At 71.9% G+C, this 22303-nt stretch carries 17 protein-coding genes and 1 tRNA gene; 11 read left to right on the forward strand and 7 right to left on the reverse strand.

The genetic code is table 11. From position 1 onward, the window contains the following. Positions 1-121: 121 nt before the first annotated feature. Positions 122-931, reverse strand: a complete 810-nt coding sequence (locus ACLF5H_RS20990) for an alpha/beta hydrolase (protein ID WP_421677540.1) — start codon at positions 929-931, stop codon at positions 122-124. A gap of 188 nt (positions 932-1119) precedes the next feature. Here ACLF5H_RS20990 and ACLF5H_RS20995 point away from each other — a divergent pair, with 188 nt between their 5' ends. The 3 genes from ACLF5H_RS20995 (at position 1120) to ACLF5H_RS21005 (ending at position 4762) form a co-directional block, all read left to right on the forward strand. Beyond that, the gene (locus tag ACLF5H_RS20995; RefSeq protein WP_421677541.1) at positions 1120-2307 is read left to right on the forward strand and encodes a thiolase family protein; all 1188 of its coding nucleotides are present in this window, start codon (positions 1120-1122) and stop codon (positions 2305-2307) included. Between the two features lie 112 nt (positions 2308-2419). After that, complete coding sequence (locus ACLF5H_RS21000) at positions 2420-3928, forward strand: long-chain-fatty-acid--CoA ligase (protein ID WP_421677542.1); 1509 nt, start codon at positions 2420-2422, stop codon at positions 3926-3928. Positions 3929-3982: 54 nt separating this feature from the next. Beyond that, complete coding sequence (locus ACLF5H_RS21005) at positions 3983-4762, forward strand: sulfite exporter TauE/SafE family protein (RefSeq protein ID WP_421677543.1); 780 nt, start codon at positions 3983-3985, stop codon at positions 4760-4762. Here the strand turns inward: ACLF5H_RS21005 and ACLF5H_RS21010 are convergent. Further along, complete coding sequence (locus tag ACLF5H_RS21010) at positions 4759-5670, reverse strand: oxidoreductase (protein WP_421677544.1); 912 nt, start codon at positions 5668-5670, stop codon at positions 4759-4761. The genes ACLF5H_RS21005 and ACLF5H_RS21010 overlap by 4 nt on opposite strands. 197 nt (positions 5671-5867) lie before the next feature. Between ACLF5H_RS21010 and ACLF5H_RS21015 the strand changes: the two genes are divergently transcribed. Beyond that, entirely contained in the window at positions 5868-6677 is an 810-nt protein-coding gene (locus tag ACLF5H_RS21015; RefSeq protein WP_421677545.1) for a cobalt-precorrin-6A reductase, read from the forward strand. Positions 6678-6696: 19 nt separating this feature from the next. Here ACLF5H_RS21015 and cobF read toward each other — a convergent pair whose 3' ends face one another. Together cobF and ACLF5H_RS21025 are read right to left on the reverse strand one after the other, a co-directional pair. Further along, positions 6697-7470: a precorrin-6A synthase (deacetylating) gene (gene cobF / locus ACLF5H_RS21020; RefSeq protein WP_421677546.1), complete on the reverse strand. Its 774-nt coding sequence runs from the start codon at positions 7468-7470 to the stop codon at positions 6697-6699. Positions 7471-7540: 70 nt separating this feature from the next. Further along, positions 7541-8047 carry a DUF309 domain-containing protein gene (locus ACLF5H_RS21025; protein WP_421677547.1) on the reverse strand — a complete coding sequence of 169 codons (507 nt, stop codon included), beginning with the start codon at positions 8045-8047 and terminating at the stop codon, positions 7541-7543. 104 nt (positions 8048-8151) lie between these two features. Here ACLF5H_RS21025 and ACLF5H_RS21030 point away from each other — a divergent pair. Together ACLF5H_RS21030 and ACLF5H_RS21035 are read left to right on the forward strand one after the other, a co-directional pair. Continuing rightward, a tRNA-Pro gene (locus tag ACLF5H_RS21030) sits at positions 8152-8225 on the forward strand. A gap of 157 nt (positions 8226-8382) precedes the next feature. After that, positions 8383-8955, forward strand: coding sequence for a GNAT family N-acetyltransferase (locus ACLF5H_RS21035; protein WP_421677548.1), 573 nt, complete (start codon positions 8383-8385; stop codon positions 8953-8955). A 306-nt stretch (positions 8956-9261) separates the two neighbouring features. Here the strand turns inward: ACLF5H_RS21035 and ACLF5H_RS21040 are convergent, their stop codons facing one another. The 3 genes from ACLF5H_RS21040 to ACLF5H_RS21050 form a co-directional block, all read right to left on the reverse strand. After that, positions 9262-9627 (reverse strand): hypothetical protein, encoded by a 366-nt coding sequence (locus ACLF5H_RS21040; protein WP_421677549.1) that lies wholly within the window; start codon positions 9625-9627, stop codon positions 9262-9264. Next, positions 9617-12244 carry a polymorphic toxin-type HINT domain-containing protein gene (locus ACLF5H_RS21045; protein WP_421677550.1) on the reverse strand — a complete coding sequence of 876 codons (2628 nt, stop codon included), beginning with the start codon at positions 12242-12244 and terminating at the stop codon, positions 9617-9619. Before ACLF5H_RS21045 ends, ACLF5H_RS21040 begins: the two co-directional genes overlap by 11 nt. A gap of 283 nt (positions 12245-12527) precedes the next feature. Further along, positions 12528-13589 carry an ALF repeat-containing protein gene (locus tag ACLF5H_RS21050; RefSeq protein WP_421677551.1) on the reverse strand — a complete coding sequence of 354 codons (1062 nt, stop codon included), beginning with the start codon at positions 13587-13589 and terminating at the stop codon, positions 12528-12530. A 340-nt stretch (positions 13590-13929) separates the two neighbouring features. Between ACLF5H_RS21050 and ACLF5H_RS21055 the strand changes: the two genes are divergently transcribed. From ACLF5H_RS21055 to fabF, 5 genes are all read left to right on the forward strand, one after another. Beyond that, positions 13930-14433, forward strand: coding sequence for a hypothetical protein (locus ACLF5H_RS21055; RefSeq protein ID WP_421677552.1), 504 nt, complete (start codon positions 13930-13932; stop codon positions 14431-14433). Positions 14434-14494: 61 nt separating this feature from the next. Then, positions 14495-16069 (forward strand): trypsin-like serine protease, encoded by a 1575-nt coding sequence (locus ACLF5H_RS21060; RefSeq protein WP_421677553.1) that lies wholly within the window; start codon positions 14495-14497, stop codon positions 16067-16069. Between the two features lie 605 nt (positions 16070-16674). Then, positions 16675-19314 (forward strand): aldehyde dehydrogenase family protein, encoded by a 2640-nt coding sequence (locus ACLF5H_RS21065; protein WP_421677554.1) that lies wholly within the window; start codon positions 16675-16677, stop codon positions 19312-19314. A 5-nt stretch (positions 19315-19319) separates the two neighbouring features. Continuing rightward, on the forward strand, positions 19320-21008 hold the full coding sequence (locus tag ACLF5H_RS21070) for a thiamine pyrophosphate-binding protein (RefSeq protein ID WP_421677555.1): 1689 nt from the start codon (positions 19320-19322) through the stop codon (positions 21006-21008). Beyond that, entirely contained in the window at positions 21005-22294 is a 1290-nt protein-coding gene (fabF, locus tag ACLF5H_RS21075; protein WP_421677556.1) for a beta-ketoacyl-ACP synthase II, read from the forward strand. Before ACLF5H_RS21070 ends, fabF begins: the two co-directional genes overlap by 4 nt. The last annotated feature ends 9 nt before the right edge of the window (positions 22295-22303 follow it).

Raw genomic sequence — 22303 nt, forward strand, 5'->3', positions numbered from 1 at the left:
CAGCGTCGTACGCCTTGCACAAGCGACGTACGATCTCGTCCGAAAAGGCGGGTGCCCCGCGTTCGGGGGCGCAAACAGCCCTGCTCAGCGGGCCGGTGCGGGTCTCGACGGGGGTCCGGGCTCAGCGGGCGAGCACCCGTTCGAGGAACCGCGTCACCTCCGCGAACGCCTCCTCGCGCACCGTCTCGTGGAACACCTCGTGCCGCGCCCCGGGGAAGATCCGCTCGGTGAGATCGCCGTCGGCGAGCCGCTCGACGCCGGGGCGGCTGCCGGACAGCGGCACCAGCCGGTCGTCGTCCCCGTGCAGCCACAGCACCGGGGTCCCGGCCACCCCACCGCCCGCGGCGACGGCGTCCAGGGTCCGCGTGAACGCCTGGAGGGTGGGCCGCTTCATCGGCCCGTGCCAGACCAGCGGATCGGCGGCGTACGCGGCGCCCACCGCCGGATCGCGGGAGAGTGCGCCCGGACTGATGGGCGTGTCCGGGATCTCCGGCAGCGCCAGCAGCCGCCCCGGCAGCTCCCAGGCGCCGATCACCGGCCCGGACAGGACCAGCGCGGCGAGCTCCTCGCGGTGCAGCTGCGCGTAGCGGGCCGCGATCAGCCCGCCCATCGAGTGGCCCACCAGGACCAGCGGCAGCCCCGGGTGCGCGGCGCGGGCGAGACCGGCGACGGAGCGCACATCGGCGACCACGTCCTCGAAGTCCTCGATCAGCACCCGCTCACCGGCCGAGCGCCCGTGCCCCATGTGGTCGGGCGCGTACCCGGCGGCCCCGAGCCCGGTGAGGACGGCGGCGAGCCCGTCGTAGCGGCCCGCGTGCTCGCCGTACCCGTGCACCAGCAGGGCGAGGAAGCGGGGCGTGGGATGCTCCCACTCGCGGACGGCGAGTTCGCCGCGGGTGCCGTCGACGACGTGCGTGCGAACGTGGGGCATCTCTCCTCCAACTGCCTCGGTACGGTTCGGGAGGATCTTCCCAGGGGGCCGTTCCTGGGTCTATAGTCAAAAACTAGCAGTGCTAATTAGCAGTGCTAATTAAGTGCTGTTCCGGCCGATCAAGAGCCATTCCGGTCCGCTGATCCACACCGTCTGATCCACACCGTCGTAGGTCAGGAGTCAAAGCCGTGCGTCCCGTCCACTTCGCGGCAGCCCGCCGTACCCCCATCGGCAAGCTGCGTGGCGCCCTCTCGTCCGTCCGGCCCGACGATCTCGCGGCGGCCGTCATCCGCCGGCTGGTCGCCGAGGTGCCCACGCTCGACCCCGCCCGCATCGACGACGTGTACTGGGGCGCCGCCAACCAGTCCGGTGAGGACAACCGCAACGTCGCCCGGATGGCCGCCCTGCTCGCGGGCCTGCCCGAGTCCGTGCCCGGCGCCACCGTCAACCGGCTGTGCGCCTCCGGCCTCGAAGCCGTCACCACCGCCGCCCGCGCCATCGCCGCGGGCGAGGCCGACATCGTGATCGCCGGTGGCTCCGAGTCCATGAGCCGCGCCCCCTTCGTGCTGCCCCGCCCCGACGAGGCCCTGCCGCACCGCATGGAGACCTTCGACACCCGGCTCGGCTGGCGCCTGACCAACCCCGCCATGAAGGACCTGCACGGCGTGCTCGCCATGGGCGAGACCGCCGAGGAGGTCGCCACCCGGCACGGCATCTCCCGTGAGCGGCAGGACGAGTTCGCGCTGCGCAGCCACCAACTCGCCGCCGCCGCGCGCAAGAACGGCCTGTTCGCGGACGAGATCCTGCCCGTCGAACGCCCCGACGGCATCGTGGTCGAGCAGGACGAGTGCATCCGCGAGGACACCTCCCTGGAGAAACTGGCCCGCCTCAAGCCGGTCTACCGCGCGGGCGGCACGGTCACCGCGGGCAACACCTCGCCGATGAACGACGGCGCCGCCGGTCTGCTCCTGGTCAGCGAGGAGGCCCTCGGCGAACTGGGCCTCGAGTCCCTCGGCCGGTATGTCGCCGGTGCCTCCGCGGGCGTCCACCCCGACGTCATGGGCATCGGACCGGTGCCCGCCACCCGCAAGGTGCTCGCGCGGGCCGGCTGGGAGGTCGGCGACCTCCAGGAGGCCGAGTTCAACGAGGCGTTCGCCGCCCAGGTCCTCGCCTGCGTCGACCAGCTCGGCATCGACCCGGGCCTGATCAACCCCACCGGCGGCGCCCTCGCCCTCGGCCACCCCCTCGGCTCCTCGGGAGCCCGCATCCTGACCACCCTGCTCCACCGCATGCGCCGCACCGGCGCCGAGCGCGGCCTGGCCACCATGTGCGTGGGCGTGGGCCAGGGCAGCGCGGTGCTGGTCGAGAGGCACTAGCAACCACCCGGCGCGGGAACCCCTCTTGGCACAAGGGGGATTCCCGCCGAGGGAACGACCGTACGACCGGTTCGGCCTGCCGAGCCGCAGCAAGGAAACGGAGCCGCACTCCATGGCAACCCTGTCCGTCGCCGCCATCCTGGCCGAGAACGCCAGGCGCCGCCCCGCCCGCACCGCACTCGTGGAAGGAGAGCGGCGGCTGACCTTCGGCGACGCGTGGCAGGCGGCGCTGGCCCAGGCGGGCGCGCTCACCGGCCTCGGCATCCGACCGGGCGACCGGGTCGCCCTCATGGCTCCGAACACCACCGAGTTCCCGCTCGCCTACTACGCCGTCGCCGCGGCCGGCGGTGTCGTCGTCCCCGTCCATCTGCTGCTGTCCCCGGGCGAGATCGAGCACGTCCTCAAGGACAGCGGCGCCACGCTGCTCCTCGTCCACCCGGCGCAGGCCGTCGCGGGCCGGGCCGCGGCCGACGCCCTCGGCGTGCGAGTCGTCACCCTGGGCGCGGAGTTCGACGCCCTCGCCGCCGCGGCCGAGCCGCCGGCCACGTACGCCACCCGGGCCGCCGACGACCCGGCCGTGATCCTCTACACCAGCGGCACCACCGGCGTCCCCAAGGGCGCCGTGCTCAGCCACTTCAACCTGGTGATGAACGCGACCGTCTGCGCCTTCGACGCCAACGACGTCCGCCCCGACGACATCGCCCTCGGCGCGCTGCCCCTCTTCCACGCGTTCGGGCAGACCGTCTCGCTCAACTCCACCTGGCGGGCGGGCGCCACGCTGGTGCTGCTGCCCCGCTTCGACGCGGCCCGCGCCATCGAGCTGATGGTGAAGGAGAACATCAACACCTTCCACGGCGTGCCCACCATGTTCGTCGCGCTCGCGGCGGCCGCGGCGGACGCCGACGTCCTGCCCGAACTGCGGGTGTGCATCTCCGGCGGGGCCTCGCTGCCCGTCGCCGTCCTCGAACGCTTCGAGGCCGCGTTCGGCGCGCGGACCTACGAGGGGTACGGGCTGTCGGAGACCTCGCCGACGGCCACCGTCAACCAGCCGGACTTCGGCACCCGGGCCGGCACCATCGGCCATCCGCTGTGGGGCGTCGACGCGGAGATCGCGCGCGCCGAGGTGGAGGGCCGGATCGAACTGCTGCCGCCCGGCGAGCTGGGTGAGGTCGTCATCCGCGGCCACAACGTCTTCTCCGGCTACCTCGGCCGCCCGGAGGCCACCGCCGAGGCCCTGGTCGACGGCTGGTTCCGCACCGGCGACCTCGGCACCAAGGACGAGCAGGGCTTCCTCACGATCGTCGACCGCAAGAAGGACGTCATCATCCGCGGCGGCTACAACGTCTACCCGCGCGAGGTCGAGGAGGTCCTGGTACGGCACCCCGGCATCGCCCAGGTCGCCGTCATCGGCCTGCCCGACGAGCTGCACGGCGAGGAGGTCTGCGCCATCGTCGTCCCGGCACCCGGCGGCGCCCTCGACGCCACCGCCGTCATCGAGTGGTCCAAGGAGCACCTCGGCCGCCACAAGTACCCGCGGCGCGTGGAGTTCGCCGAGGAACTGCCGCTCGGCCCGAGCATGAAGGTGCTCAAGCGGGAGCTGCGGACGCGGTACGCGGGCTGACGGTCCGGGGGCCCGGGTGCGGGACCGATGCCTGCGCATAGCATCGGTCTCCGCATGAACATGATGACGCTCTGGCACATATCCGGCTGGGAGTTCGCCGCCCTCGCCCTCGCGGCCCTGCTCGTGGGCTTCTCCAAGACCGCGGTGAGCGGCGCCAACACGATCAGCCTCGCCGTCTTCGCGGCGATCCTGCCCGCCCGCGCCTCCACCGGCATCCTGCTGCCCCTCCTGATCGCCGGGGACGTGCTGGCCGTCCTCACCTACCGGCGGCACGCCCACTGGCCCACCCTGTGGCGGCTGTTCCCGGCCGTCGCGGTCGGCGTGGTGATCGGCACGCTGTTCCTGATGTGGGCCGACGACGGGATCGTACGGACCTCGATCGGCGCGATTCTGCTGCTGATGACCGGCCTCACCCTGTGGCGCAGGCGCAAGGAGAGCGCGGGCGAGGAGGACGCGCCGGAGGCGGTGACGACCTCCGCGGGTGGGCTGAAGGCCCGCTCCTACGGTGTGCTCGGCGGATTCACCACGATGGTCGCCAACGCGGGCGGCCCCGTGATGTCCATGTACCTCCTGTCCGCCGGTTTCCGGAAACTGGGTTTCCTCGGCACCTCGGCCTTCTTCTTCCTCATCGTCAATGTCTCCAAGGTCCCGTTCAGCGCCGCCCTCGGCCTGATCGACACCCGTTCCCTGCTCCTCGACGCCACGCTGGTGGTCTTCGTCGTGCCCGGCGCCCTGCTCGGCCGCTGGGCCGTGCACCGGATCGACCAGCGGCTCTTCGATCGGCTGGTGATCGCGGCGACGGTGGTGGGCGGACTGCAACTGCTGGTGGGCTAGCTCCCGGCGGCCTTCTCGCCCGGTGCGTCGAGCAGGGCCAGTTCCTCCTCGGTCAGCCGCAGGGCTCCGGCGGCGATGTTCTCCGCGAGGTGGGCCGGGTCGGTGGTGCCGGGGATGGCCAGCACATGCGGACCGCGGTGGAGGGTCCAGGCGAGCCGCACCTGGGCGGGCGTGGCGTCATGGGCGCGGGCGACGGAACGGACCCGGGCGTCGCTCTCCTGACCCGCGCTCGCCTCGCGGCGCAGGCCGGAGACCGCGAAGAACGGCACGAAGGCGATGCCCCGCTCCCCGCACAGGTCCACCAGACCGCTCTCGTCGGCGCGGCGCCAGTCCAGGCCGTAGGAGTTCTGCACACAGACCACGGGCGCGATCGCCAGGGCCTCGGTCACCTGCTCCGGGCGGACGTTCGAGAGCCCGAGATGCCGGATCAGACCTGCCCGGCGCAACTCGGCCAGAGCGCCGAAGTGTTCGGCGATCGACTCCATGCCGGGGCCGTTGCGGCGCAGGTTCACCACGTCCAGCTGATCCCGGCCGAGCTGGCGCAGATTCTCCTCGACCTGGCCGCGCAGCTGGTCGGGGCGCGCCATGGGCAGCCACTCACCACCGGGATCGCGCCCGGGCCCGACCTTGGTCGCCACGACCACGTCGCCGCCCCAGCCGGTGAGGGCACGGCTGATCAGCTCGTTCGCGGACCGCAGCGGCGAGAAGTAGAAGGCGGCCGTGTCGATGTGGTCGACCCCCAGCTCGAACGCGCGGTGCAGCAGGGCGACGGCGGCGGCGCGGTCGATCGGCGCGCCGTCGGAGTTCCCCATCATTCCGTTGCCGGTCAGCCGCATCGCGCCGTAGCCGACGCGGTTCACCTCCAGGTCTCCGAGCGTCCAAGTCCCCGCCGTCGCCGCTGTGTTCACTCTGCTCCTCGGGCCGTGTGCTGATCAGGTCCTGGAGTATGGGGTGCCCGCGGTCCCCCGCGACAGGGTGATCGGCCGGGCGGAATGTCACATCCGCCGCGGGAACCATCCCCGGCCGCCGGACCGTTGACCCTACGGGGAAGGGACGGCACGGCACGCGTTTCCCCACCCCCTGACCTGCCGATACGCTCATCCTCATGCCCGCACCGTCCCCGCGGCCCCCGCGACGCCATGTCCTCGTCCTGGGCGGCACCGCCGAGGCCCGCCGCCTCGCCGCCGCTCTGGCCGCGCACCCCGCCGGGATCCGGGTGACCACCTCCCTGGCCGGACGCACCGCCCGGCCCGAGGCACCGGCCGGGGAGGTACGGATCGGGGGCTTCGGGGGAGCCGAGGGGCTGGCGGAGTGGCTGCGGGCACACCGGGTGGACGCGCTGGTCGACGCCACCCATCCGTTCGCCGAGTCGATCACCGCGAACGCGGCCCGCGCGGCGGCGGCCACCGGAGTCCCGGTGGTCGTACTGCGCCGCCCCGGCTGGCGGCCCGTCCCGGGCGACCGCTGGTACGACGTCCCGTCCCTGGCCGCGGCCGCCGAGGCGCTGCCCGGCCTGGGCGAGCGGGTGTTCCTCAGCACCGGGCGCCTCGGCCTGGCCGCCTTCGCCCGGCTGACCGGCCGGCACTTCCTGGTGCGCGCGGTGGAACGGCCGGACCCCCCGCTGCCCCCGGACACCGAAGTCCTGCTCGCGCGCGGCCCGTTCACCCTCGCCGGTGAACGGGAACTGCTGCGGGCGCACCGCATCGACGTCCTGGTCACCAAGGACAGCGGCGGCGAGGCCACGGCGGCGAAACTCACGGCCGCCAGGGAACTCGGCCTGCCGGTGGTGGTCGTACGCCGCCCGGCGCTACCGGACGGGGTGCCGGCCGTACCCGATGTGGCGGCGGTGCTGCGCCGACTGGGCCTCGCCCCGGACGGAACCGGTCAGGCCGAACAGGCCGGGAAGCCGACGTGAGAGGACCGCCCGGACCGGGTCACCGCGCCCCGGGGTTCCGCCGCAGCAGATACGTGTCCATGATCCACCCCTTGCGCTCCCGGGCCTCCGCGCGCACCCGCTCGATCTCGGGGCCCGCCTCGGCGAGCGGGCCGGACACCAGGATCTCGTCCGGGGTGCCTATGTAGGCGCCCCAGTAGATGTCGACGTCCTCGTCCGCGTAGTGCCGGAAGGACTGGTGGGCGTCGAGCATCACGACCACGTCGTCCACCCCCTGCGGAAAGCCCTCGGCGAGCCGCCGCCCGGTGGTGATCTGCACGGGCCGGGCGACCCGGTTCAGGCCGGTGCGATGGCGGGCGACCAGCGCGGAGACGCTGCTGACACCGGGCACCACGTCATACTCGAAGGAGACCGCGCCTCGCGCGAGCACCTCGTCCAGGATGCCGATCGTGCTGTCGTACAGCGCCGGATCGCCCCACACGAGGAACGCGCCGGTCTCGTCGTCGCCCAACTCCTCGGCGATCATCCGCTCGTAGATACCGGCGCGGGCGCTGCGCCAGTCCCCGACGGCCGGTGAGTACGCCGACCCGCCCGCCTTGCGGTCCCGCTCCGGGTCCCGCGCCTCGACCACCCGGTACGAGCCCCCGGACAGATGCGCGTCCAATATGTCCAGGCGGAGCCGGGTGAGGTCGCTCTTCTCCTCGCCCTTGCCGAGCAGGAAGAACACATCCGTGCCGCGCAGCGCCCTGACCGCCTGGAGGGTCAGCTGCTCGGGGTCGCCCGCGCCGATACCGATGACATGAATCTCTCGCACGGCACCGAGTCTGCCGTACGCCACTGACAACGGGCCCACCGGCTCCGCACGGCCGCCGCCGGGCGGGACGTCAGGGCCCGAGCCTGGGCGCCTCCACCACGGCGTCCACGGGCTCGCCGCCCGCCGCCACCCGACCGGCCAGCTCCCGCGCCCACCGGACGACCCCGGCGAGATCCAGCCCGTACGGCCGGTCCTCGCCCCCGCCGCGCTCCCACTCCTCGACCGCGTCCGCGCCGCGCCGCAGCAGCCGGGCGCCGCCGACCGCGTTGCCCCGGGCCGCGTGGGTGAGCCCCACCGCCAGCTGCGCCAGCCCCCGCCACAGGGCGCGCTCGTCCGCGGGCCCCGCCTTCCAGGCGTCCTCGAACACCTCGTGCGCGTGGAACGGCCGGCCCGCGTCGAGCAGCGCCTGAGCCTCGGCGACCGTCTCGCCCGGCGCCCGCACGACACCCTCCGGCTGCCGCGGCACCCCCCGCGCGCCGTACGGCAACGGCCGCCCGAGCCCGTCCCGAGGCCGCGCGCTGCGGGCCCGCCCCTCCGCGTCCCGATCCCGCTCCTCGCCGTCACCCGCATTCGTCATACCGCCGATTCTCTCCCCCCACCCCGAGCCCCTTTCTGCGCACCCCCGTACGTGCGGTAAAGTTCTCTTCGCGTGATCACGCGGTTCACCGCGAGTCAGCGCATCGGGACGTGGCGCAGCTTGGTAGCGCACTTGACTGGGGGTCAAGGGGTCGCAGGTTCAAATCCTGTCGTCCCGACTCGAATGAGTCGCAGGTCAGAGGCCATTTCAGAGAGGATCTGAGGTGGTCTCTCGGTCGTTCTCGGGCTTCGGCGAGCGGTCTGCCGCGCGGGCCACGCGGGCGTGGTCGGCCGAAAGCCGCCCTGTCGCTCTCCGGTCGGTCCTAGCGTCGTGCCGTGACCACTGCTGACAACACCGTCTACCGATACCGCACCGCCGTCCCCGAGGACGCCGAGGCCATCGAGGCCCTGGACGGCTCCTTCACCACCGGCACGGTCTTCCGGGTATCCGCCGGAGACGATGGGTTCGCGCTGCGGGAGATCCCCGTGGACCCGCCCCTGACCAAGGTGTTCCCCGACGACGAATCGGACGATGACGGTGGTGAGAGCGGCGAGGGCGGTGACGGGAATTCCCGCACCTTCGTCGCCCGGGGGGCCGCCGGTGACCTGGCCGGGTTCGTCACCGTGTCGTACTCCGGATGGAACCGTCGGCTGACCGTCGAGGACATCGAGGTCGCACCGGAGCACCGCGGCCGGGGGGTCGGGCGCGAACTGATGCGGCTCGGGGCGGAGTTCGCCCGCGGGCGGGGTGCCCGACAGATCTGGCTGGAGGTCACCAACGTCAACGCGCCGGCCATCCACGCGTACCGGCGGATGGGCTTCGCCTTCTGCGGGCTGGACATCTCCCTCTACGACGGCACACCTTCCGAGGGCGAGCAGGCGCTCTACATGAGCATGCCCTGCCCCTGAGCCGACGGCGGACGCCCCGAACGCCGCGGCGAAGTGCAGGAGTTACGTCATGCGCTCGGCCTCCGGCGGCGCACCCAGCACCGCCCGGGCGAGTCGTGCAACGCCCCCCACTCGATGTCGGACACCAGCCGGGGGGCCGGCGCATGTCCGGGGGGCCCAGAACAGCACCACGTTCGAGCGGCGCATCGCCTTCTCCCCGTGGCGGTACACCGGCAGCAGGTGATATCGCGAAGCCCCGCCGGAAACCAGCGTGACGCAGTGTCAGGGTGGTGTCCGGCGGGGCTTCGGTTCATAGGGGCACCGCTGCTAACGCCCCAGATACAGCATGGGGTCCACCAGGCGGAATCTGGGGGAGATGACGACCCTCAGTTCGCACCTGAAGCCGGGGACACCCACTTCGACGACGATGCCGCGCTCCTCGTCCCGCGAGTACAGGAGAATGCGGTCCACCTGTTCACGGTAGATCTCGATATCGCATTCGCCCATCGACTCCCTGGTCAGGCGCACCGACCTCGCGCCGATGTCGAAGCTCAACGCCACAAGATCGCCGGCGGAACCCACCGGAGTCTCGACCCGCCATACATCGGGGTCTTCTTCCGTAGGCTCGGGAGCCGCACCGAGTACGTCGATGAATTCCAGATCCTCTGGAATCTGCATGACCTCACTTGCCATAGCCCCTGCCTCCGATAGGGATCATTGTGGTGAGCCGCACCCCATTGTCGGTCACTTCGAAGTTGGCGCGAATCAGGAGAGCTCCACGCGGGCCGTAAAGGAGCGACTCCGTTCGGATGTTCGTGAGTCCGGACTTCGGATTCACGTACGTCTCCACGACACCGTTCCTCATCGCCTCGTTGAAGTGCCCGGTCAGCGCTTCGCGCCCGGCGGCGTTGTCGCGGATTCCGATGGATTCCAGCTGATAGGCGTTCTGGGCCGACCTCTCCGCGTTGTGCGGGTTGGAGTTGACGCGCCCGAAGAAGTAGTCCCACTTGCCGTTGTCGATGGTCACGCCGCAGTTGCTGTTGTGAACCAGGACCGGCGTCTTGCCCGCCAGCACATAGTACGTGTGGAGGTCGGCGACGGTGAGGTTGTAGGTCCGCGCGTTCTTCTCGAAGGAGCGGTTGTGCCGGACGGTGACCGTAGTGCCGTCGACGGTCCGCAGGGTCGCCCCCGCGCGCAGCCGCTCGGCCTCCACCCAGCCTCGGGAAGAGGGTGACCAGAAGGGGTGCTCGCTGGTCGCCGTGAGGTGCTCGGTGCCGCGGCCGGTTGCCAGGGTGAGATCGTTGAAGTGCTTGTCGTCCTGGGTGACGATCTCGCCGGTCACGGTCCGCGGTCCGGTGGTCCCGGTCAGCGGATCACTGGCGGTGACGGAGTCGCCGGCCCTGACGGACTCGATGTTCTTGGCCGAGCCGTCAGCCATGAGCACCTTGGTGCCGGCGAGGAAGCACTGCAGGCAGTTCTTCGCGGCCTTCGCGGCGCGGGAGGCCTTGACGATGTCCTCGACGCCCTCGGCGGCCTTCTTGGCCAGTTTCAGTTTGCCGAGGGGCAGGACGCCGGCCACGGCGAGGGTGCACTTGCCGAGTGCCGGTTCCTTGGCGCAGTCCAGGAGGTCGTTGACGCCGAGAACTTCCATGCCGCCCTTGAGCAGCAGCTTGGCCAGGTCCGGGGACGGCTCGGGCAGTTCGAGGGGCTGGCCGGCCAGTGCGCATGGCGGGAGGCTGTCGCGGCTCATGTAGGCGACGCAGCGCTTTTGCTCGCCGGCCTGCTTCTCCTTCTCGCGCTGTTGTTTCCGCTGCTCCTCGACCTGCTTGCGGAGCGCGGCCTCCTCGGCCTGGCGCTTGGTCACCACGTCCGACCATGCCTGCGAGGCAGCGGTCTTGGCCTCCGCGGCGCTCTTGCCCGCGTAGACGGCGGACCAATGGGCTTCCGTGGCCGCGTCGTTGGCGGCGGAGGCCGAGCCGCGGGCGTAGTCCGCGGACCACGCCGCGCGGGCGGCGGACTCGTCGGCGTCGGCGGCGTCCCGGTCGGCCCGGTCGGCGGCGCTGCGGGCGGACTTGGCGGAGTCGGCCGCCTCGTTGGCGCTGCTCTGTGCCCGGTCGGCGGACTTCTTGGCGTCAGCGGCGTACTTGCTCGCCTGGTCGGCGTTCTGCTGTGCCTCGGCCGCCGCCTTCTTGGCCGCGTCCTCCGCGTTCTTGGCGTGGGCCGCGGCCTTGGCCGCAAGGCAGCTGTCCTTGCGCGCGCCGGCGGCGATGCCGTCGGTTTCGTCCAGCAGCCGCTGCATCTGTGCGACGTGCGTCTGTGCGAGCTTGTCCTTGCGGTCGGCCATGAACCGGCCGACCTCGACGAACTCGTGCAGCTGGTCAGCGGGGCCGGTCAGCGCGATCTTGGCGGCTGCTTTCACCTCCGGCCCGCCGTCGTTGACCAGCTTGGACGCCAGCACCCGCTCGTCCTGGTTGCGGGCCTGGTACTGGCCGCCGTTGAGGAACGCCATCATCGCCCGCGGACTGCCGTCGGCGAGGGCCGCCTTGGACGCGTCCTTGACGGCCGGGCCGCCGGCGTTGTTGATCCGGGAGACGAGCACCCGGTAGTCGGCGGTGGCCACCGTGTACTGGCCGCCGGTGTAGAAGTCGCGGATCTGCTGGTCGTCGCCCTTGAGGGCGTCCGCAGCCGCGGCGCGGACACTCTCGTACGGGCTGGACTCGGCCAGGTCGCCGACCTGTTGGCGGATCTCGTCCGTCTCGGCCTGCTTCGCGCCGGTGCGCAGATAGTCCAGGACGGCGGTGTCGTCGCCGGAAAGGGCCTGAGCGGCGGCTTCCTGCCGCCAGGAGCCGTACTGCTTCAGGGCGCGCAGGGCCACGGCGCGGCCCTTTGCGGCGATGTCCTCGGTGTCCGCTCCGGGCTTGTCGGCGTCGGCCGCGAGGGCCGCGGCGTCCGCGCCGATCTGCTTGTCCTCCAGGGCGACCTTCGCCAGCTCGGAGGTGAAGGTGTCGGTGGACTCCTTCTGCGACTGCGCGGACTCCATCGCCGCGCCCGTCCGGGTGGCCAGGTCCTCGGCCTCGGTCTTGCGGGCGATGGCGAACACCTTGTGCGCGGTCGCGGCCGCGGTGGTCGCGGTGTCGGCGGCCTGTTTGGCCTTGCCCGCTTGCTTGGCCGCCTCGTTGGCGGCGTTCGTGGCCTTCCCCGCCTGTTTGGCGGCCTCGTCGGCCGCGTCCGCGGCCTTCCCGGCGTGTTCGGCGGCCGAGTTCGCCGCGTCCCGCGCGTCGTAGGCGGCCTGGGCGGATTCCTTGGCCAACGTCTCGGCCGCGTTCGCCGCGCGGGACGCCTCACGTGCGTGACGGCGCGTCTCGGCCGCGGCGGCCTGCGCTTCGGCGGAGTGGGCACCCGCGGCGTCCGCGGCACGGTTGGCCTCGTCGGCCGCGTCGGCCGCCGCGTTCGCGTCGCCGATCGCGCTCAGCGATGCCTTGGCCGCGGCTCCCGCGGCCAGAGAGGCCCGGCCGGCCTGTTCGGCGGCCGCCGCGGACGACTTCGCCAGGAGACCGGCGGCACGGGCCTGCTTCGCGGAGTCCCGTGCGGCGTCAGCCTTGTTCTTGTCGAGGGCCGCGTCGGCGGCGGCCTTGTACGCGGCTCCGGCCGCGTTGGCCGCGGCGGTCGCCGCCGCGGCGGTCTGTGCGGCGGCCAGTGCCGCGATCCGCGCCGAACCGCGCCGAACGGTCCGCGGCGCTCGCCGCGTTGATCGCGGTCTGCGCGGCCCCGGCGGCGGCCCGCGCCGCTTCGGCTGCCTGCCGCGCCTTGGCCGCGGCCTTCAGCGAGTCGTTCTTCGCGGCCGCGGTCTCCTTGGCCGCCGTTTGCGCGGCCTCCTTGGCCAGCTGCGAGGCGGCGACCGCCTTCGCCGACGCCTCCTGCGATGTCTTCGCGGCGTCATCGGCCTGAGCGCCGGCCTGTTTGGCCTGCTCGGTCAGCTGCGCGATCGTGGCGTGCTCCTGGTCACGGTTGCGCGCGGTGAACTGTCCGACCTCCAGGAACTCCACGATGTCGTCCGGCGATCCCTGCAAGGCGACCTTCCCGGCCGCCTTCATCGCCGGGCCGCCCGAGCCGATCAGCTGGGAGACCCTGACCCGGTCGTCCGTCTCGCGAGCCGTGTACTGGCCCTGGCCGAGGAAGGCCGCCACGTCCTCCGCAGAGCCCTTGAGCGCTTCCTTGCCCGCCTCCTGCACACCAGGGCCACCAAAATTGATGACCCGTGAGGCCTCGACGCGCCGGTCCTGTTCCAGCGGGGCCTTCCAGCCGTCACGCAGGAACGCGGTCACCTCGTCCGGGTTCTGGGACGCGAGCGCCGCCTTCGCGGCCGAACGCACCGCCGGGCCGCCCGCGTTGATGACCCGGCTGACATCCACCCGGTCGTCCACGGCCTGAAGTGCCGGCCGGTCGCGGATGAACGCGCGGATCTCCTCGTCGCCGCCGAGCAACGCCCGCTCGGCGGCCTCCTTGACGCCGCTGCCGCCGGTGCGCCAGTACTCGACCACCGGCCCGCGGCCGACGGAAGGGTGCGACTCGTCGTCCGCGGCGGTGGCGGGCGAGGCACCGAGGAGCCCGGCCGTCAGGGCGAGCGGCAGCAGTCCGGCAGCCGCGCCGCGCAAGGCGGTACGGCTCCGGGCGCACAAGGGCTCGCCGGATCGGGTGCGTGACGCCCGCACCGGGCGCCAACGTTTCTTCATGCAAAGTCCTTTTCATGCCTGGTGAGCCCCAAGGCGCCGGGATTATCGATCGACGGGCCTGTCTACGCGTCCATGTCGATGTTCACGAAAGTGAACGATTATCGCTGGACGCAGGTGCCGCACGTCGTCCTGACGTGACGTCACGAGGTGGGGGGCTCGAAGCAGTTGGGGGGGGTGCTTCGGGGATACTTTACATATGGTTCACTTGCGCTTTACATGCACATGGTTGATCAGACTTCGCTGATCGGGAGGAAACGTGACGATGTCCCGCACCGGGAAGGCCCTTGTCGTGGGGGCTGTGACGGCTCTGGTGAGCTCTGTCGGTTTTGCCGCCTACGCGGTGGCCGTGGGGGATGCGCCCGCCGCGCCCGAGCCGACCGCCGCCGCCACCGATATGCCGTTCGCAGTCGAGACGTTCGACTACCCCGGAGCCGAGGGGATCCAGGCCGAGCGCAAGATCACGCTGAAGCGGGGCGACGGCCACATCATGCTTGCGGATTGCAACTCGGCCTTCGACATCAAGGTCGAGTCCCGCACCGCGAGCATGTACTACTGCTTCAAGGTGAGCGGCAAACAGGGGTACTTGACCATGGAACTCCCCGACGCCTACGGCATATGGACCCAGGATCACCCGGTCCAGGCCACGCTCACCACCGACGGCAAGAAGAGTGTCGTCAACGCTCCGAAGAACGACTACACGCCGGTCGGCGAGGCGGGCGACACCAATAAGAAGTCCGTCCTCGTCGAACTCCGCGTCACCAGCTGAGCATTCGCCCGAGCGGCGTCACCGCTACTTTTCACCGACCTCACAGGAAACGGGGAACCTCATGTCCGGCTCTCGTCCGCACACCGCGCGGGCCGGCGGCCTGATCGCCGCCGCCGCGCTGGCCGCCACCGCCGTGTCGGCCGCACCCGCGACCGCCGTATCCGGCCCGCGGGCCGACGTGGCCACCGCGGCCGCCCTCGCCCGGCTCGACATCGGCACCCAGATCAACGACAAGCGCGGCTGCTCCGCCGTACTGGTGGCACCGCAGTGGCTGCTGACCGCCGCGAGCTGTTTCACCGACACTCCGGGCGGCAGCCTCGCCCCCGGTGCGCCGAAACTCAAGACGACGGCCACCATCGGCGGCACCGCCCAGCAGGTGGTGAACCTCGTACCCCGCGCCGGCCGTGATGTGGTCATGGCCCAGCTGGCCAAGCCCGTCGGCGGCATCACCCCCCTTCCGGTGGCCGACAGCGCGCCCGCCGTCGGGGACGAGGCCCAGGTCGCGGGATACGGGCGTACGCGTGAGGAGTGGATACCCGACCAGGTGCACGCGGCCACCTTCACCGTCCAGAACCTGAGCGCCACCACCGTGGACCTGGCGGCGAAGTCCGACAACGCCGCCGTGTGCCAGGGTGACACCGGCGGCCCCGCGCTGGGCACCGTCAACGGCCGTACGGCGGTCGTCGCCGTCAACAGCCGCTCGTGGCAGGGGGGTTGCCTGGGCGCGGACCCGGCCGAGACCCGCACCGGGGCGGTGGCCGCCCGCGTCGACAACGTGGCCGGCTGGGTGCGGCAGGTCGTCTACGGCACCACGTTCGCGAACGCGCCCTGGAAGCACGCCGTGCAGATGACCGCCGGCCATTACACCGGCGCCGCCGCCGGGACCCGCAGGATGGATCTGATCGTCGTCTGGGACGACGGCGAGGTCACCCTCTATCAGGGCGGCGACGGCACCGACCCCGCCCACCCGTTCTCCGCCGAGTACCGGCTCCAGCCCGCCAAGAGTATCTGGGCCAAGGCGCTCGCGGTCACCGGCGTCAACACGGGCGGTGGCACGGACGGGGTGGTGGTGCGCTGGATCGACGGCGAGATGTCCCTCTACTCCACCGTGGACGCCAAGGGCTTCCACGGCGAGAAGCAGCTCGCGCCGCCGAAGAACGCCATCTGGAAGGACGATGCCCGGCTGCTGGTCGGCGGCAGGTTCACGGCGGGCGGGCGGCGGGACGACCTCTTGGTGGACTGGAAGGACGGCCATGTCTCCGTCTTCGGCGACGTGGCGGCCAACGGGTTGAAGAAGCAGACCCAGACCGTCGCCAAGAACAACACCTGGACCTACGCCGGCCACCTGACGACCGGCTCCTTCACCGGTAAGAGCACCGATGATCTGCTGGTGCGCTGGGTCGACGGTGAGAGCACCGTCTATCCGGGCGTGACCGCCAAGGCCCTGCCCGGTGAGGTCAAGATCCGCCCCGCGCAATCGAATTGGAAGGACGCCACGGTGGTCGCCGCCGGCGCCTTCACGGGCGACAGCGCCGCCGATGTGCTGGTCCGCTGGAGCGACGGGCACGTCAGCCTCTTCCCCGGCGTCGATGCCAAGGGCCTGCACGCCGAGGTTCGCCTCGCCCCGGCCGGCTGACGGATCCCGGGGGACACCACAACTCCTTCAGGGAGCACGGAGGCGCCGCCCGTTCTCGGGCGGCGCCTCCGCGCTGTCGGCTCAGCGTCACCGGCGACGGCAGAACTCGCGGACGAGCGGCGGGCGACGCTGCCTGTCGCCGGTACGCGTGCGGCGCTTGTCAGTGAGCCGTCGGTGTAGAGGGCGGGCCCGGTGGGCAGCAGTGGTGCTGCCGGGCCGGGGAGTTCCAGCGCGCGGGCACACCCTTGCACAGCCGGAATTGTCGCAGAATGGCCGTCGTGCCGGTCATTCAATAATACTTTAGTGGCCGTCTGTTGAGGGTTCCGGTGAGGCCGCCGTCGTACAGTCCGAGCTTCCGCCCTGATCGACGGGATTCCTGTCGGCACTCAAAAAGAAACGCCGCTGCCAACCGCGCCATGAATTCGCCGATCAGAATCGGCCGCCCGGTGCGTCACTTCCGTCGCTGCGCACTCAAGCATCCCGTATGTGTCATGGAGCGCCCCTTGCCGTATTCGACGCCGATCTGCGGGTGTGGGACAGTCGCGTGAGAGCTGAACGCGCTCTCTGGCGGTTTTAAGGAGCACGAGGTGCCTATTATCAGGCGCTTGATCTCGCCCGAGGGGCGTATCTGGGAGACGGATGAAATCGTGGCCCGAATTTTTGGTGCCACGGAACTTCTCGCACACCGTGGCGTCGGACCCGGTTCGCGGGTGATGATGAGCGGGGCGAATTCCCCAAAATGGGTCGTCGATCTGCTGGCGCTCATTCACCTCGACGCCTCGGTGGTCCTGACCGATCATCGGGCCACCCCCGCACGGCGATCGCAGATCCGTGCCCAGGCGCGCGCACTGCTCGAAATCAGCGACGGGACGGACACCGCCGCGCCGCCACCACCCACGCCGGACACGGCGTCCGTGCCCGATGTCGCGGCCTGGACACGGCGTCAGGACGCCGCGATCTCCTGGTCGTCGGGTACGACGGGCAGCCCCAAGGGCATCGTCCGCTCCGGGCGCTCCATCCTGGACAACCTCGCGCTCAGCGCGGAACGGATGGCGTACCGGCCCGACGACGTCTTCCTGCCCGTCCTGCCGTACTCCCATCAGTACGGCCTGTCGCTGGTCCTCAGCTGGTGGCTGGGCGGCGGCACGCTCGTGGTCTACGGGCCGGCCACGCGCCTGGACCACGCGCTCGCGGTCGGCGTGGAGCACGGTCTCTCCGTCGTGGACGCGGCCCCGTCGACCTACTACAGCCTGCTCAATCTGTTCGACCGACGTCCCGCCCTCGCCGACGCGCTGGAGACGGTACGGGCCTGGTGCGTGGGCGGCGCGCCGCTGGGACGCGACCTGGCCGCCCGGTTCCACGCCCGCACGGGCCGGCGCCTGCTCGACGGCTATGGGGCGACCGAGGTGGGAAACATCGCGCTGGCGACCCATGCCGATCCGGTCGGGTGCGGCACGCCACTGCCCGGCGTGGTCGTCGAGGTGCACGACGAGCACGGCGAGCCGCTTCCCAGCGGCCGGCTCGGCGAACTCGTCGTGCGCAGCGGCGGCCTGATGACCGGCCGACTGGGCGAGGACGGCGAGATCGTCCCGGTTCTGGATCCCGTGTACCGCACGGGCGACATCGGTCTGCTCGACGACGCCGGCCGGGTGTTCCCGATCGGACGCAGGCACGCGGTGCACCGTGACGGCCACACGCTCTATCCCGACCACCTCGCCGGGCGGGCCGCGGAGGTCGGCGTGGAGACGCAGGTCGTCGCCGTCCCCGACGACCGTCTGGGCTGCCGTCTGGTGTTCGTCGTCGTGGACCCGGACGATCACGAACCGGCGCACTGGAAGCGGCTGCTGCGCCCCGCGCTCGCCCGCTACGAGCAGCCCGACCACATCGTGGTGCTTCCCTCGTGGCCCCTGACGGGCACGGGAAAACCCGACCTGGCCGCTCTGGAGGACATCGCCATGGCGTCGCTGCCCACGGCGCCGGACGAGATCAGCGGCACCAGCGTGGCCGGCCGGGGCGTCGGCGTGTCCGGCTACCGCATCCCCTTCCCCGGCCGTGTCGACGCGCTGTGTGCGGTGCGCCGGTACGTGGCCGACCACGAGGACGCGGTGCTGGACATCCTCACCGAAGTGTCCCCCCACCGCACCGCCGTCGCGGAAATCCACTCCTTCCTCGCCACGCTCGACGGAGCGGAGGAGGAGATCCGCCGGGTCCGGCCGGGCCGCGTGCCGCTCGCGGCCGTCTTCATGCCCTCCAACATCCCCCTCTACTCCTACGCGCTGTACATGCTGGTCGCATCCCTTTACAGCGAGCGGATCGCCTTTCGGCCGTCCTCCGAGACAAAAAGCCAGATGCGGCGCCTGCACGCCCTGCTCGCGCCGGTCCACGGCTTACCCATCGAGCTTTTCGAACTCAGCCAGCGCAAGTTCGTGACCGGGCCCGTACGCGAGGCGGACCTCATCGTCTTCACCGGAAATTACGACAACGCCGAAACCGTCCGCGAGAGCCTGGACGAAGACCAACTCTTTCTCTTCTTCGGCAACGGAATCAACCCCTTTGTGATTGCGCCCGACGCCGATCTCGCGCACGCCGTGCGGGACCTCACGCGGATCCGGCTCTACAACTCGGGCCAGGACTGTTTCGGGCCCGACGTCGTGTTCACACCGCGGGGCCGTACCGAGGAATTCTTCGGCCTGTTGTCCGCCGGACTGGACGCGCTGCGTTTTGGAGACAACCGTGACCCCGCCGCGGACTACGGGCCGATCCACTACGACTCGGCGCTGGTGAACTGCGCGGACTACCTGGTACGCCACGCACGGCGCATCCGGCACGGCGGGCGCATCGATCTGCCGTCCCGCAGGATCGAACCGACCGTGCTGCTCTGGGACTTCGACGACAAGATCCCCCTGGACGAGATGTTCGCCCCGGTGTTCAACGTCGTGCCCTACCCCGGTGCCAGGCGATTACGCGAACGGCTGTCAAGCCCCCACTTCAGCGAACGCGCGCTGGGAGCGATGGTCTACGGAAGCGACGCGGACACGGTGCGAGTCCTGTCCGAGCGTCACCAGACCTGTGTCAACCACACCTTGCTCGACGCCGAGGACGGAAACCGCCCGTTCGGTGGATTCGGGATGAGGGCGAACTACATCTCCTGTGGCGGGAAGCGGCACGCCGAACCGCTGCTCATGTCGCAGGCGGTGGCCCGGAACCTCCCGACCGCCGCCCTGGACGCGGTGGGTGGAAGGTGAACGCGGTGAGCAAGCGATACGCCGACGCGTGGTCCGCGATCGTCGACCTGCTGGTGGCGAGCGGGGTGGACACCTGCTTCGGACTGCCCGGCGACGACCTGGAGTTGCTCCGCGCCCTCGACACCGCGGGCGTGGCCCTCGTACCGTGCCGTGACCAGCGCAACGCGATGTACATGGCCACCGGCTACGCGCTCCAGTCGGGCCGGCTCGCCGTGTGCGCCCTGGGCAAGGGTCCGGCCGTCACCCACGCGGCCACCGGGCTGCTGGAGGCCCGGGAGTCCGGCGCACAGGTCCTCGTGCTCGCCGCCGCAGTGGCCGAACGGCGCCGGGGCAGCGGTGGGTTCCAGGAACTCGACCAGGTCGCCGCGGTGGCGCCCCTGGTGCGGTGGGCGCACCGGGTGGGGCATCCGGACCGGGTCGTGCCCGCGACGGTGACGGCGCTGACCCGGGTCGCGGGGCCGCCGTCCGGCCCGGTGTACCTGGAGGTGCCCGACGACGTCCGCACGGCGGAGATCCTCGCCACCGGACCACCACCGGCACCGCCCGAACGGCTGCTCGCCGAGTCCGCCCCCGTGCCGCCGGGACCGGCGCTGGCGGCGATCCGCGCGAGCCGGCGGCCGGTGGTCCTCGTGGGCGGCGGGATGCGGCACCGCAACGGGGACGGGGCGGTCGAGCGCTTCGCCGAACGCCTCGGCGCGGCGCTCTTCACCACCGCGTCCGGCCGCGGTGCCGTGGACGAGCGCCACCCGCTGTTCTGCGGCCTGGCGGGCCTGTACGCCGCCGCCCCCGCCCGTGAACTGTGGTCCTCCTGCGACCTGGTGGTGTCGCTCGCCGGGCGACTGGAGGAGACCGCCGTCGAAGGCGGGACACCGTGGCCCCCGGTCACGGTGGTGCAGGTCAATGTCGACCCCGGCGGCCTGTCGGCCGAGTTCGCGGGCCCGCGCGTACTCGGAGACGCCCGGCACGCCGTGCTCGGCTGGTCGCGGGCGCTGGCGGAGGACCCCGGGGCCGGACAGGCGGACGCGTCCGGGGCGTGGCCGGACCGGATCGCCGCCGCCCGTACGGCCATGTCACTCGGCGTGGCGGCAGAGCTGGCCCGCGCGGCGACGCTGCCGGGCATCCGCGTCGCCGAGCTGCTCGCCGCGCTCGACGCCACCGCCGACGGGCCCCGCGTACTGGTCCAGGAGAACGGGCTCCAGGACATGTGGTCCTACTGCTTCCCCTTCCACGCCGGGGGCGGGTCCGTCGTGCCGTCGGAGCAGACCCCGCTGGGCTTCGGCGCGGCGGCGGCCATCGGGGTCAAGCGGGCCGCCCCGGACCACGAGGTCACCGCGATCGTCGGGGACGGAGCGTTCCTCGCGGCCCGCGCGGACATCGCCGTCACCGCTCCCGCCCACGGCGGTGTGCTGTACGTGGTGCTGTGCAACGGCGGCTACGGCTGGCTGGACGCCCAGCGCGCCCGCCTCGGACTCGACGCCGACCGCCACCCGTTCACCCGGCCGGGCGCGCCACCGCCCGTGGTGGACGGCCCGGACATCCACTGCCGGGTGCTGCGCGACAAGGCCGCGCTGACCGAGGAGATCCGCGCCGCGCGCCGGTTCTGCGCCCAGGGCGGCACGGCCGTGCTCATGGTGCCGGTCGCCCCCGACGACATCGCCCCGCCCATCCGCGACGCCGAGGTGGTTCCCCAGTGACGGACGTGACGGACGCGACGGACGTGACGGGACCGGCACAGCGAGGTGACGCCCGGCGCCGGGTGATGGTCACCGGGTACGGGGCGGTGACACCGCTGGGCCACAGTGTCGACGACACCTGGACGGCGATGCTGGCCGGGCGCAGCGGCATCGACACCGTGGACGGGATCGACGTGACCGGACTCGGCGTCCGGATCGGCGGCCAGGTCCGCGCGTTCAGCCCCGGCCGCTACATGCCCCGGACGGTCAGCCGCCGCGCCGATCCGTACGCGCAGTACGCCCTCGCCGCGGCGCTGGAGGCCTGCGAACACGCCGGACTCGTCGTCGACGACCGCCTCGCGCCGCGGGTCGCGGTGGTCATCGGCAGCGGCTACGGCCCGGTGGGGTCGATCTACCGGGCCGCGCACACGCTGCGCGACAAGGGGCCGCGGGCCATCGGCCCGTTCACCCAGGTCACCACCGCCATGGACAGTGCCGCCGCCGAGATCAGCATGCGGCTGGGCACCCGGGGACCGAGCCGTGCGCAGAGCACGGCGTGCGCCAGCGGCGCCGACGCGGTGGGCGCGGCGATGCGCATGATCGGCCAGGGGGAGGCCGACATCGTCATCGCCGGTGGCGCCGACGCCTGCGTCACCGCCGTCGACCTCGCGGGCAGCGGCAACGCCCGCGCGCTGTCCACCCGCAACGACGACCCGACCGCGGCGTGCCGGCCGTTCGACGCGCACCGCGACGGATTCGTGATGAGCGAGGGAGCCGCCGTGCTGGTGCTGGAGGCCGCCGAGGTGGCCGACCGGCGCGGGGCGACGGCGCTGGCCGAACTCACCGGCTACGGGGCGAGTTCCGACGCTCATCACTGGACCGCCCCGCACCCGGCGGGACGCGGCGCGTGCCTCGCCGTCGAGGCGGCGCTGCGCGACGCGGGGATCACGGGGGCGGACGTGGACTACGTCAACGCGCACGGCACCGGAACGCTGCTGAACGACGCCATGGAGACGGCCGTCCTGCGCACGGTGCTGGGCGACCGTGTCACCCGGATCCCGGTCAGCTCCACCAAGTCGATGACCGGGCACATGATCGGTGCCGCCGGGGCGGTCGAACTCGTGGCCTCCATCCAGGTCCTGCGCACGGGTGACGTCCCGCCGACCGTCAACTGTGACGAACCGATCGACCCGGACATCAACTTCGTGCCGCACCGGGCGCAGCACCACGAGCGGATGCGGATCGCGCTGAGCAACTCCTTCGGCTTCGGCGGACACAACGCCGCGCTCGTGGTCCGGGCCGTATGAGGTACCGGC

This window comes from Streptomyces sp. LaBMicrA B280 (assembly GCF_049222185.1).
Lineage (GTDB): Bacteria > Actinomycetota > Actinomycetes > Streptomycetales > Streptomycetaceae > Streptomyces > Streptomyces murinus.

Coding starts and splice junctions, on each gene's coding strand:
- ACLF5H_RS20990 (WP_421677540.1), bottom strand. CDS start 931: ATGCCCCACGTTCGCACGCACGTCGTCGACGGCACCCGCGGCGAACTC.
- ACLF5H_RS21000 (WP_421677542.1), top strand. CDS start 2,420: ATGGCAACCCTGTCCGTCGCCGCCATCCTGGCCGAGAACGCCAGGCGC.
- ACLF5H_RS21005 (WP_421677543.1), top strand. CDS start 3,983: ATGAACATGATGACGCTCTGGCACATATCCGGCTGGGAGTTCGCCGCC.
- ACLF5H_RS21015 (WP_421677545.1), top strand. CDS start 5,868: ATGCCCGCACCGTCCCCGCGGCCCCCGCGACGCCATGTCCTCGTCCTG.
- ACLF5H_RS21025 (WP_421677547.1), bottom strand. CDS start 8,047: ATGACGAATGCGGGTGACGGCGAGGAGCGGGATCGGGACGCGGAGGGG.
- ACLF5H_RS21040 (WP_421677549.1), bottom strand. CDS start 9,627: ATGGCAAGTGAGGTCATGCAGATTCCAGAGGATCTGGAATTCATCGAC.
- ACLF5H_RS21055 (WP_421677552.1), top strand. CDS start 13,930: ATGTCCCGCACCGGGAAGGCCCTTGTCGTGGGGGCTGTGACGGCTCTG.
- ACLF5H_RS21060 (WP_421677553.1), top strand. CDS start 14,495: ATGTCCGGCTCTCGTCCGCACACCGCGCGGGCCGGCGGCCTGATCGCC.